Genomic DNA, 13251 nt, shown 5'->3' with positions numbered 1-13251 from the left:
CATGGAAGAATTAAATACTGAAACAAAAAAAGCCGAGCCTGATTCTGCTCCGAAAATTATTGGTCTAACAGGCGGAATCGGTTCCGGAAAGACTACTGTTGCAAAGTTTATTGAAAATTGCGGTTTTCCTGTTTACTATTCGGATGTGAGAGCTAAAACAATAGTAAATGACAGTGCTGATTTAAAGCAAAGAATCAAAGATCTTTTGGGCGATGCTTCTTATGATGAGAATGGCTTATATGATCGGAAATTTGTGGGTGAAACAGTTTTTCATAATGAGGAATTATTGCATCAGCTGAATGGGATCATTCACCCTGCAGTGCGTGAAGATTTTGAAAAGTGGCTGGCTAAACAGACCAAATATCTTGTTTTTAAGGAGACTGCTTTATTATTCGAGTTGAAACTTCATCTTCAATGCTACAAATCTCTTTTGGTAACTGCTGAAGATAATATCAGAATTAAAAGAGTTATGGACAGAGATAAAAAAACTTACCGTGAAGTAGAATCTGTAATGGATAACCAGATGCCTGAAAAAGACAAAATAAAAATGGCCGATTTTGTTATTTATAATAATACCAATCTTGATGATCTTCAGGAACAGACCGAAAAAATCATATTTGAAATAGAATAAAACTAATACTCAATAGAAAAACTCACTGATTGATCAGTGAGTTTTTTATTAATTCATGCAAATTATATCAAAAAAATAAGCTCTCATTTCTGAGAGCTTATTCTATTATTTAGAAGGTATTATTCTTTAATAAATTTCTTCTGTACAGTACCTTTCACGTCTTCTATGTCGATAACATACAGTCCGTTGATCAGTCTGCTAACGTCAATCTTATTGTTTAAGATCAATCCGCTTGAAACCAATTGTCCTGCTGCACTGTAAATTTTATAATTAGCTTTTTTGCTGATATTTTTTACATTTAAAACAGTGCTTACCGGGTTTGGATAGATTAAAATATCCGTTTGGTTTACTGCGTTTGCAACGCTTTGTTTAGAAATTCTTACTGTATAGTCTTCTACTTCACCATTGGCAAAGCTGGTACAATTTACAGGAATTCCATCTTTCTGCATTGCCACTCTCATGACAACATATTTGTAATCTGTCATACTTACAAATGCATCAGCAGGAACACTGAATGTTGCACTTGCTGTAGGATTTGTATTTGGACCGTCAGCTAAGATTCTTTCGTTAATATCGAAATAACCGTTTCTGTTGAAGTCAATCCAAACTGCTACTCCTGCATTTGCACCGTTGGTTAACGTCTTGTCAATTATAATCTGATTACCTGCTGATCCCTGAATCATTTCAATATAATTTTTAGGGATTCCAGTAAAGTCTGAATAATTTGAAGCAGGAGAGATATTGATCATTTCCGGTTTACCCGTAGGCTTCGCAGTTACTTTCGAGATATACTCTGCTGCAGAACTTGCTGACGTCATAGGACAATAAACAACTGTAGGGGTTGTAAAATAGTAAGGAGGAGTAAAGTTACCCGGTGTACCCGAACAAACGTTTGCTACCTGCATCTCATATTTCGTTAATTCCAACAATCCTGTAATTGTGTATGTATTTGTATTGACAGTCACAGACGTCCAGCTAGGAATACCTACTTTTCTGTATCTCAAAATATAACTACCTATAGCTCCTGCACCAGTAAATGCAGTCCAAGTTACTTCAGCAGTTGTTGGCGTCAATGTAGTTATAGTTAATCCTGGAGGAGGTATTTCACAAATTCTAACAGTCGTAAATACCTGAGGATTTGACCACGGGTTCGGAGTCGTTTCACCTACGCACTGATTAGCAACCTGCACTTCATAAGTTACATACGAACTTAATCCTGTAAGTGTTACTGAGTTTGCTGGTGGAGCCGGAGCTGTCACAGAAGTCCAAGTGGTTGTTCCAACAACTCTGTATCTTATTAAATAGGTTGCGCTAGGAACAATTGGGTTCCAGGTAACAACCGCTGATGTTGGAGTAATATTGGTTATAGTTACATTCGGAGGAGTAGGATCACATCTTGTTGTGAAAAGCTTAATAGGAGTATAAGCTCCTAAGCCACCTGTTCCACATTTTGCAGCAATTCTAACTTCATACGTAGTTGCAGGAGTTAACCCTGTAAGTTGTACAGGAGGGTTACCCGCTAAAACAGAAGCATTAATAGGAATCCATGGAGAAACAGGGTTTGTAACTGCTCTATACTCTAATACAAACGCATTGTTATTTAGTGCAGATGTCCAGTTAACTGAAGCTGAATTTTGAGTAATCAGATTAACAGTCACGTTAGTTGGAGCAACATTACTACAAGGTCTCAATTTAACGGCATAATCTTCTACTTCACCATTCGCAGGGTTCACACACATTACAGATCCACTACTTCTCTTAAGAATAACTCTCATTGTTGTAGTAAGTGGTCCTGCATAAATAGCTGGTCCTGCTGCCGGAACATCGAATGTCGCCGTTACAGGAGTCGTTGTACTAGATGCAGAGGTCATGATTTTTTCATTAGCTGCAAAAATCCCGTCTCTGTTATAATCAATATAAGCATCTACAGCATCAGAAAATGTTGTACCAACCCAAGCCTTAGATACTGATAATTGATTTCCAAAAGATCCAACTTCTAAGTTAATCAATGTTGGTGGTGTATTGTAGCTGATGTAATTTGTCTGTAAAGAAGTATTATCCATTACAGGGAAATTCACAGGCGTAACTTTAACATTCGAAATATAATCATTAGTACCTGTACCGACCATAGGGCAATATGTCAGTGGTGGCGTTGTGAAATTCACAGAAGCACTAAACGCTCCGGTAACACCTCCACATATTGTAGCAACCTGAACCTGATAAGTTGTCTGCTCAGTAAGTCCTGTTATAGTGTAAAAACTTTGTCCAGTTGGTGTTCCGGCCGGTAAGGTCAGACCTGCAGCACTTGGAAGCCAAGGACCTGAAGGACTTAATCTATATCTGATAACATATGTTGCGTTTGCTGTTGGCATCCATGATACATATGCTGTCGTCGCAGTCATGTTGGTAACTGTAATATTGGTCGGCGGAGCAGTAGTACATGGCTGTAAGTCTATAAATTTCACACCATAATCTTCTACCTCACCCCATGAGAAATTACCACAAGGGCTTGGATCAGTATTTTCTCTGATTATCACTCTCATTCTGGTATTCAAGTTTCCACCATATACAGAACCTGGTGTTGTAGGAAATCCGAATGATGCTGTAACTACTGACGTGGTATTGCTCGCACCGGTTAAAATTCTTTCAGAAACTTCAAAAATACCATTTCTGTTAAAATCTATCCAAGCTGCTGCTGCTGCTGCAAACTGAGTACCCGGCCAAACTTTAGTAAGGGATATGTTGTTCCCCACTGTTCCTCTGATTAGGGTTACCAATCTTGTAGGATCTGCTGTATAATCTGAATAATATGGAGCAGCCGTTGCCATCACTGAGTTGCTTACCATAGCAGGTAATCCAAGAGGAGTGACCGTTACATTAGCAATATATTCATCAGCACTTGTAGCAGCAGCCGAACAATACGTAATAGCTGGAGTTGTGAAATTTGTACTCGGTGAGAATGCACCCGTTACTCCTCCACATATTGTAGCTACCTGTACTTCATAAGTCGTAGATTCTGCTAAACCTGGTATATTATAAATATTAACAGGTGGTGTACTAAGTGTTACTGTAGTCCATAAACCTGTACCTGTTCTGTATCTGATAACATAAGTAGCACCTGCAGAAGCCAACCATGAAACGGTAGCTGAAGTTGGTGTAATGTTTCCGATCGAAATATTGGTAGGCGGCGCAGTAGTACAAGGTTGTAAATCAACAAATCTCACTGCATAATCTTCTACTTCACCCCATGTGAATGAACCACATGCTGTTGGTGAAGCAGATTCTCTTATTACAACACGCATACGGGTAGTAAGCGTACCATTGTAAACTCCTGGAGGGATTGTAAATCCGGGACTTACAACCGGTGAAGTTGTATTACTTGGAGAAGTTAGAACCTGCTCGCTTGTTTCAAAAACTCCATTTCTATTGTAATCAATCCAAACTCCTGTACCAAAACTCCACTGAGTTCCCGGCCAGGTTTTAGTCACTGAAACTGTATTACCTGTAGAATTTTTAACAAAAGTAATCAGTCTAGCAGGGTCTGTACTATAATCGGTATAGAAAGATGATCCTGAATTACTGCTCATTGTATAAGAATTGGTAGCATTTACAGTAACATTCGTTATATAACCGTCAGCAACACTTGTAGAAGTGGCTGTACAATATGATAAAACGGGAGTTGTAAAAGATACCGGGGTAGACCAGGCTCCTTGAGTACCTCCACAAATTGTGGCTACCTCTACCTCATAATTGCCAAGTTCAGTTAAACCCGGAATGGTATATGTATTGGTAAGAGCTGGAATATTAACAGTAGTATATGTTCCTCCAGGCAGCGATCTGTATCTTACCTGATATGTTGCATTTGCATTAGCATTCCATGATACTGTAGCAGTAGTAGATGTAAGGTTGCTTACAGTTATTCCCGTAGGAGGAGCCACCGTACAAGGTGCAGGATTAAATGCTACCAATTGTATTCTTGGAATTGTATTATGCCTTGAAGTTGCTGTTGGAGGAGTGGCAGGGTTCGGATTTGTTGAATCATTTCGATATAACATTCCTCTATTTGTTCCTGCAGTATAACTTCCCCAACTCTGTGTACAACTCCAGTTTGCAGAGTTTTCATCTACCGCTACTACAAGATTGCTTGTTCCGTCCCAGGTAAATGGTGTTGTAAGAGGTAACTCTACCCAAGTACCATCAGTCATTGCAGGCAGCGTACCTGAATAAACCTGAGATAAGCTTGTCAACGGTACCCAACTTGTTGTAGTTGCGAAATCGTTTTGAGCAGTGTTACCGATGTATACTACCCATTGGTTATAGTTTGCCTGCGTTCCTGTAGGAATTGCGGAAACATGAAATCTGATTTTTGTAATCAGGGTGCTGGTTCCGATAGCCCCGGTAACTTCTGCTGCAGTATAAATTTGCTGAGAATAATTGTAACCCCAGCAGGAATTGATTGGAAGTTCCGTCATGGTAGCCGTACCGGTTCCAATCTGTCCAGTCTGACCCGATACGTTGGAAATAAAAGCCAACATAAAGGTTAGAATTAGTAAAATTTTCTTCATCTTATTAATTGTTTTAAGATTAGAATACAAGAATTATACATAAGTTAATCAATTAGTGTATTAATTATTTTGTGAGATAATCCTATCTCATTAAGAATTTCATGTTCTGTTACCAGAAATGGGATTAAAAGAGTAAACGATTTCGTCATAGGCGTCAATTATTTTTTAGATTAACTACAAATCTAAACATTTTTTATTATTTGCTGATATATTTACCCGTTTTTTTTATTGTAAAATCATCAAAAAGCTATATATGATTACATAATAAAAAATCCTCAGGGAAAAACCTGAGGATTCATTACCTTTTAAAGTAATTTATTATTTCTTAATAAATTTAATACTTTCAGAGATATTTTTATCTTTAATTGTAATAATATAAGTTCCTTTTATCAATTCGGCAACTCTTACCTGATTATTATTTATCTCACCTGCCTTTACAATTTGTCCAACAGCATTATGAATTTCATATTTAGCTTTGTTAGATACTTTTGTGATGTTTAAAACATCTGTTGCAGGGTTCGGATAAACTGCAAAAGTTTCTTTAATTATTTCATTAGTTCCTAATGCTCCTAAATACATTGATCTAGTTTGTTTTTTAGAATAGGTAGAACCTACAATAACATCAGCTCCTCCTGCTGTTTTAATATTATAAAACCCTCCGTTATCATATATCCCATCACCATATGTATCGTTAATGGTAAATGTGTAGCAGTCATTAGTATTAAGTACCCAGTTTTCCGTAATTAAAGCAGGAAGAGGAGTAGAAGAATTAGGGTTAGGCACATCTGTATAAGCACTACCGCTGTAAACAATTGTACCAGCACCATTTTTCAAATTCCAGTTTACCTCACTTCCCCAATAATCCAATTGCAAGTTAAATACAAAATTAGTTCCAGTGTTTGCAGGTATAAGAGGATTGCTGAAAGTTCCAGTCAATGCATTATTAGACGTTCTCTGATCAGCTACACCATTCACAGATGTAAGATTAACTGTCAAAGCCCCGTTTGTTGCTGTTGTTGGAACAGGCAGTGATACAATAGCATACTTGTTTTGCGCCAAGTTACCAGACCAGTTATAAGAATAAGAAGTTCCGTTTATTGTATAAGGTATAACTGCAGAAGTAAGAGCAGATGTTCCTCTATTCGTAAGAATAATTTTTATGATATATCCTGTACAAAGATTATCTAATGAACATGCATTTTCAAATTTTATTTCTGCATCGTTCGAGAATAAAGGAATTGGTAAATCTTTAGTAGAAGTTTTCAATTCAACTCTTCTAGGAGAGTTATTCATTACCGTTGTAATTCTATCTTTCTGATTCTGTGTAAAAATATTCATACAGGTATCATTCGTATAATCCATATAGTTTTCTACCATTTCAAAAACCGACGGACTATCACAACTTGCAATATTAGTATTACATACATAATTTGCAGTATGTGCAGTAGGCGTATCTGCACAATAATCGGTGGCACAACTACCATCACCCCAAATATGTCTTAATCCCAAAAAGTGTCCGACTTCATGGGTCATTGTTCTCCCCTTATCGTATGGTGCATTCATAGGAAAATTCCCAAAATCTGTGCTTCCGAAAGTTGTGTAATTTGCTACTACACCATCTGTATTTGCAGCACCTCCTGCCGGCATTGGTATTGTAGAACCAGATGGAAATTGCGCATATCCTAATAATGAATTATCAGAAAACTTTACACTCCACATATTCATATATTGAGTAGGAGCCCAAATAGTTAATGGCTTTACATAACCATTGATATTACCTGTAGACCAATCAGGATAACATAAGTTAACTCTGTCTATACCGTTAGTAGGATTACCATTAACATCAACTTTTGCCAATGCAAATTGTATCATTGTATCTGCACCTACTGCGTTTGTATTGTAACCTGGCGTTCCGACCATTCTACGAAAATCCTGATTCATTACTGTAATTTGAGACTGAACCTGCTCATCCGTAATGTTTGCACCAGTACCATAAGCTTCACCAGAGTGAATAACATGTACCACTACCGGAATTGTAACAATACCTCCGCTTGTAGATTTATTTGCCATTCTTTCCTCTTTGGCTTTTTCGACCAGTGGAGCAAGCCAAGCTTCGAATTGGGCAGTGTTCATTCTGTCAGGATCATTTCTTTGCAAATATTGTTCATATTCTACAAAAGAACAGCGATCAAAACCATGGCTTTTTGCTAATTCCTGTGGTGATTTCTTCTGAAAATCATCATTTAAACTCGTCTTTTGTTTTTGTTGCGCATGAGCATAAATTACTCCCATTGCAACAAATGAGAACGATAAAACAGATGTATAAAAATTTTTCATTTTTTTATTAATATGTCACAAAGATATTTAATATCGGTGTAAATTCAAAAATTTTTTCGTATTTTAATCGGCAATTATTAAACAATCATATGAAAAATATAATATTCTTACTTTCAATTCTATCAATAACATCATGTACAATGCAGAATCATAATCAAATCAATAATACTGAACAAAACAAATTAACTGGGAAACTTGAAAAAATAGAACTTAAAGAACAAACAAGAGGTACTAATAGAATTATTACTTTTAATTCAAAAACTCTAACAACCTCTTTGAATGGAAATCTAACCCAATCAAAAATGACTTTACCAGAATGGAAAAATGTGGAAGAACAGGTACACCTTGTTGAACTTTCTAAAATTTCATCATTTTCAGCCCCTTCTACAGGATATTATTCAGATCAGGCATTAGCATCTACTATAATTATTACATCAAATGGTAAAACCTATCAGTCATCAACTTTTGATTCAGGAAATCCACCTAAAGAACTTAGTAGTCTTTATACTGAAATTCAGCGAATTAATGAATCAAAAAAGAGCAAATAAATCCGCTTTCTTTTGTTTTTAAAACTTATACGCAATATTCCAAGAGAAGCCCATTAAAAATTTAGAAGAACTTCTTCCAAAGCCGGGAACGATCATTGGAACAACTTCATCCTGCTTTGAGGTCACCATCAAATATTTAGGCTGCATATTAACATCAATGAAAAAATTGGATTCAAAAAGCTGCACTCTTCCACCAATTGTTCCTTCAAGCCAAAATGAGGATTGAGATGATGCAGGCAATGAAATAGATGAAGTACTTCCGCCAAAACCACGAATAGGAATCGCAAAATATTCCTGATTATAAAAAGACCCGCCTATTTTTGCTCCTCCATAAAAACCATTAAATTCATTTTCGCGGTCTTTTGCCAACATATAAAATGCACCAATTTTGAAGAAAGGTCCATTAGCTGTAGCATCATAACCATTTTTTTCATATACATTTTTCTCGAAACCCGCCTCTACAATTCCGTGGATGTTGTCTTTAATTTTCGATGAAATAAAACCCTGAAACAACTGTCTGTCAGAAAAAAAAGAAACACCGGTATTCAAAACATCAACTCCAACCATAAAGTTAGGTTCATATTTCCATTTTTCTTTTGCGGCTTCTTTCTTTTCCTGCGCAGAAACCAGCAGTCCCAAAAGACTAAAAAACGAGGTAAAGATTAGTTTTTTCTTCATTTTGAATAAAGTTTTGTCCAGATTCTATTTTTACGACAGGATTTGTTTTTAATAATTGTCCGCTTACATTTTCATAATTCAACTTTGCTCCACAACCTGGTGAAACGTAAATTGATTTTGTAGTATAGTTCACACGAACTTTTGAAGAATCTCCTTTTTTGGTTGTTTTAACGAATAAATCAGTGTAAGGAGAATCATCAACACGCAAAGGAATTAAGATCGAGTCTGCATTTCTGCTCCATCCAAGATCAACAGTTCTCACTCCGTAATCAACGTATACTTTCAAGGAATCTAATGTTGTGATCTTGTCTGCATTTTTAAACATGATTTTCATTCTCGGTGTACCTTCTCCACTTTCACAGATGTCGTCATCTCCACCGCAGGAAATCATTATAAGTGATAATATAAAGAATGACAGTAATCTTTTCATTTTTAAATTATTTTGGATCTAAAGCCTTTTCAATACGAAAAACCAAATCTTCATAATGATATTTATTCACCAAATCTGAAGCCGGTTTCGCTGAAAGTTGTTTTTTGATTGTATTTAAATTTCCTCTCACCAATGCCGAAATATCAGAGGTGTCTGAGGATCTATTATCAACGAGTTTTATTAAAGAATCGATATAATTTCTCTGAAGATTTCTTCCGTAAATATCTGCATTTTCATTTTTAAGAATGGAAATATTTAAATCTGAAAGCAATTCGATTACAGAATAAGTATTCGGTTCAACAGCTTCCATCTGATACATATTCTGCAAAACCATCGGACTTAAAACTCTTCCCAAAACGCCATTCTGAATTTCTTCGATTGTTTTCACAGGAGTTTTCCCGGTTTTCTCAAAAATATCTTTTTTAATCAACCACTGAGGTGTAGTGAAAATATTTTCATTTAAAAATTTCATCGCTGCTTTCTGATCTTTTTTAGCTACAACTTCGTAAACTGCTCCAGATTGTTCTGCTGTTTTTGGAGTTTCCATTTGTCCGCCAATGTATTTTGAAACGTGTCCCAAATATCTTCTGAACTGGGTCGTCACCTGATCGTACATCATATCAAGATTTGCGTAATCTTCGTTCGGAGTTTTTGTCCATTTCTCTAAATTATCAACAATTCTTTGCAGATTTTTGATACCATATGTACTTGCAATCATTGCATTATCACCTACTTGTTCACTTTGCGATCTTGGATCCAAAGGATTGGATTCTGTACCAAACCAAAGTCTTTCATTCTTAAGATTTTTGATCACCCATTGATTCAGGTATTCTTTTTCTGCATCCGGAGTTTTAAATTGATTAAATCTTTTGTAGCCCCACTCGATTGCCCAATCATCGTAATCTCCAATTCTTGGGAAAATTCCGGCATCACCAATATTGTCTTCCGGTTGTGCAACATAATTGAATCTTGCGTAATCCATAATTGAAGGAGTATGACCATTCTTTTCCAGCCATTTTTTATCTCTCAGTCTTTCAACAGGAACGGTCGAACTTGAACCATAATTATGTCTTAAACCTAAAGTATGCCCTACTTCATGAGAAGACACAAAACGGATCAACTCACCCATTAATTTATCTTCAAACTCAATTTTTCTGGCTCTAGGATCATTTGGAGAAGCCTGTACAAAATACCAGTTTCTCAACAACATCATTACATTGTGATACCAGTTGATATGACTCTCGAGGATTTCTCCAGTTCGTGGATCTGCAATTGAAGGACCTGAAGCATTCGGAACATCCGAAGGTTTATATACAATCGCCGAAAATCTCGCATCTTCAAGACTCCATTCTGTGTCAACTTTCGGATCCGGAACTTTTGCTACGATTGCATTTTTGAAGCCGGCTTTTTCAAAAGCTTTCTGCCAATCATTCACTCCCTGTATCAAATAAGGAACCCATTTTTTCGGAGTTGCAGGATCAATATAAAATACAATTGGTTTTGCAGGTTCTACCAATTCTCCTCTGTTATATTTTTCCAAATCCTGAGGTTTTGGCTCAAGACGCCATCTTTTAACCAAAGAAATCTTTTTTACACCTTGAGGATCAAGATCAAAATCTGTGTATCCAACGGTAAAATATCCAACTCTCGGATCAAAATATCTCGACTGCATTTTGTTTTCCGGAAGAAGAACAAATGAAGAATTGATTTCTACTGTATAGTTTCCGCTGATTTTCGGAGTTGGTCTTCCGGGAATAGCCGGAGTCGCAGGTGCTCCTAAAGTTCTTGCGAAAGTTTTGGTGGTATTAATTTCAATATTTGTCGGGAAAGATTTCACAAAATTTACAAATGACATATCTTTCTGAAAAACTCCGACTCTGTAAGAATCTTTAGACCAGACAGAAAAAGAAGTCAGTTCGTTATCGGAATTTAAGACATCGGTTACTTCAATGACTGACGAATTTTTCTTGATTCCGTATGCTTTTACATCAAAAGACTTGATAATAGACTGTACATTGTTTCTCGTTACCGAATTGTACATATCTGAAGTAGAATCTTTTGCATAATCAACGTGTGAAATTGCTCTTAAAAGGATCTTATCTTTCTGACCTTTTTCAAAAGCGATCACTTGCTGACCAATCTGATCTCCTGCATAACCTGAAGTTCCGGAACGCATTCCTGCAGCGGCTTTTGTTAATCTTGTCACGAGAAGAAATTCCTTTTTCAGCATAGAATCCGGAATTTCAAAGTAATATTTGTCGTCTACTTTATGAACTGTAAAAACCCCTTGATCAGAAACCGCTTTATCAGTAATGATTTCTTTAAAAGGTTTGATCAGGCTTTTCTTTTTATCGTCTTTTTTTACTTTTGCGGTATCAGTTTTTGCAGCAGCAGAATCTTTAGATTTTTCTTGCGAAAATAAGTTTTGCTGGCAGAAAACTAAAGCCGCTAATAAGAAGAATGCTTTACAGTTCTTTATCATATTCAATATTATTTTGATTTATGTTCAAATTTAGATAATTATTTTTTCACCAATAAGGCAATATTTTCCACATGATGCGTTTGCGGGAACATATCAACAGGTAAAATTTTCACTAAAGTATAATGATCTTTCATTAAGGCTAAATCTCTTGCCTGAGTTGCAGAATTACAGCTTACATACACCACTTTTTCAGGAGCCAGTTTCAGGATTTGCTCTACTACTTTCTGGTGCATTCCGTCTCTTGGCGGATCGGTGATCAACACATCTGCTTTCGGATGATTTTCCATAAATTCATCATTGAAAACATTTTTCATATCTCCACAATAGAATGTCGTATTGGTCAAACCGTTTAATTCAGCATGTTCAATTGCAGCATCGATGGCTTCCTGTACAGATTCAATTCCGATGACGTGTTTTGCATTTCTTGCAACATATTGTGCAATTGTTCCGGTTCCTGTGTATAAATCGTAAACTATCTCATCACCTTTTAAATCAGCAAATTCAAGAGTTTTTCTGTATAATTCTAAAGCCTGTTTGTAATTGGTCTGAAAGAATGATTTCGGACCAATTTTAAATTTCAGACCGTCCATTTCTTCCATTAAAAATCCTTCACCAAAATAAGTTTCTACATTCAGATCGTATATAGAATCATTCTGTTTTGGATTGATGGCGTAAACCAAAGTTTTGATCTGAGGGAATTGTTCTAATAAATAATCAAAAAGTTTTGTTCTGTTCGCTTTTTCCTCTCTGTAAAGCTGAAACAAAACCATCCATTCACCTGCAGAATTCTGTCTCATCATTAAAGTTCTTAGAAAACCTTTCTGCTCTCTGACATCGAAAAAGTCTAAGCCATTTTCAATTCCGAAATTTCTTACTGCCAAACGAATCGCATTCGAAGGATCTTCCTGCAACCAACATTCTTTAAGATCTAAAATCTTGCTCCACATTCCCGGAATGTGAAAACCAAGCGCATCTCTGCTTCCGTAGTTTTCTTCGGAACTGATCTCGTACTGAGTCAGCCATCTTGCATTGGAGAAAGAAAATTCCATTTTATTTCTGTAGAAATACTGCTCTTCTGCACCCAAAATCGGAACAGTTTCAAAATCATCAATCCCACCGATTCTCTTAATATTATTGTAAACTTCTTCCTGTTTAAAATCAAGTTGTTTTTCGTAGCTCATATTCTGCCACTTACAACCTCCACAAGTCCCGAAATGAATACATTTTGGCTCTACTCTGAACGGAGATTTCTCTACAATCTCTTTTACATCAGCCTCAAAATATTTTGATTTTGACTTTTTCACTCTTGCATTCACTACATCTCCCGGAATTGCCCCGGAAACCAAAACGGTTTTTCCTTCTTCAGTTTTTCCGATGGCAACACCTTTTGCACCTGCGGCAAACAATTTTATATTCTCAAGAATGACGTCTTTCTTCTTTCTCATATCAATTTCTATCAATACGGAGATAACTTTCTATTTCCAGCTCCGTAAATTTTCTATTTTTTTATAAACTGATTCACCTTTCGGTTTCACTTTGCAAAAATACAATAAAAAAAACCTTATCCGAAGACAAGGTTT

8 protein-coding genes are annotated in these 13251 nt (G+C 36.2%); 2 read left to right on the top strand and 6 right to left on the bottom strand.

Annotated features, from left to right (window positions below; genetic code table 11):
- Position 1: 1 nt before the first annotated feature.
- Positions 2-631 carry a dephospho-CoA kinase gene (coaE, locus tag AC4FQ5_RS13260; protein ID WP_491144013.1) on the top strand — a complete coding sequence of 210 codons (630 nt, stop codon included), beginning with the start codon at positions 2-4 and terminating at the stop codon, positions 629-631.
- Between the two features lie 119 nt (positions 632-750).
- On the opposite strand, the gene AC4FQ5_RS13255 is transcribed toward coaE, so the two are convergent.
- Together AC4FQ5_RS13255 and AC4FQ5_RS13250 are read right to left on the bottom strand one after the other, a co-directional pair.
- Positions 751-5196: a GEVED domain-containing protein gene (locus AC4FQ5_RS13255; protein ID WP_491144011.1), complete on the bottom strand. Its 4446-nt coding sequence runs from the start codon at positions 5194-5196 to the stop codon at positions 751-753.
- Between the two features lie 318 nt (positions 5197-5514).
- On the bottom strand, positions 5515-7533 hold the full coding sequence (locus AC4FQ5_RS13250; RefSeq protein WP_491144009.1) for a M43 family zinc metalloprotease: 2019 nt from the start codon (positions 7531-7533) through the stop codon (positions 5515-5517).
- 140 nt (positions 7534-7673) lie between these two features.
- Here AC4FQ5_RS13250 and AC4FQ5_RS13245 point away from each other — a divergent pair, with 140 nt between their 5' ends.
- Positions 7674-8081, top strand: coding sequence for a hypothetical protein (locus tag AC4FQ5_RS13245; protein WP_491144007.1), 408 nt, complete (start codon positions 7674-7676; stop codon positions 8079-8081).
- Between the two features lie 18 nt (positions 8082-8099).
- On the opposite strand, the gene AC4FQ5_RS13240 is transcribed toward AC4FQ5_RS13245, so the two are convergent.
- The 4 genes from AC4FQ5_RS13240 to rlmD are packed head-to-tail and all read right to left on the bottom strand — an operon-like array spanning position 8100 to position 13116.
- The gene (locus AC4FQ5_RS13240; RefSeq protein ID WP_491144005.1) at positions 8100-8759 is read right to left on the bottom strand and encodes a DUF6048 family protein; all 660 of its coding nucleotides are present in this window, start codon (positions 8757-8759) and stop codon (positions 8100-8102) included.
- Positions 8725-9189, bottom strand: coding sequence for a DUF6452 family protein (locus AC4FQ5_RS13235; protein ID WP_491144003.1), 465 nt, complete (start codon positions 9187-9189; stop codon positions 8725-8727). Before AC4FQ5_RS13235 ends, AC4FQ5_RS13240 begins: the two co-directional genes overlap by 35 nt.
- A gap of 7 nt (positions 9190-9196) precedes the next feature.
- Entirely contained in the window at positions 9197-11671 is a 2475-nt protein-coding gene (locus AC4FQ5_RS13230) for a zinc-dependent metalloprotease (protein ID WP_491144001.1), read from the bottom strand.
- A 38-nt stretch (positions 11672-11709) separates the two neighbouring features.
- On the bottom strand, positions 11710-13116 hold the full coding sequence (gene rlmD / locus AC4FQ5_RS13225; RefSeq protein WP_491143999.1) for a 23S rRNA (uracil(1939)-C(5))-methyltransferase RlmD: 1407 nt from the start codon (positions 13114-13116) through the stop codon (positions 11710-11712).
- Positions 13117-13251: the final 135 nt, after the last annotated feature.

The sequence above is a fragment of the Chryseobacterium sp. DT-167 genome (assembly GCF_058310155.1).
This window is presented reverse-complemented; position numbering and strand designations above follow the sequence as displayed.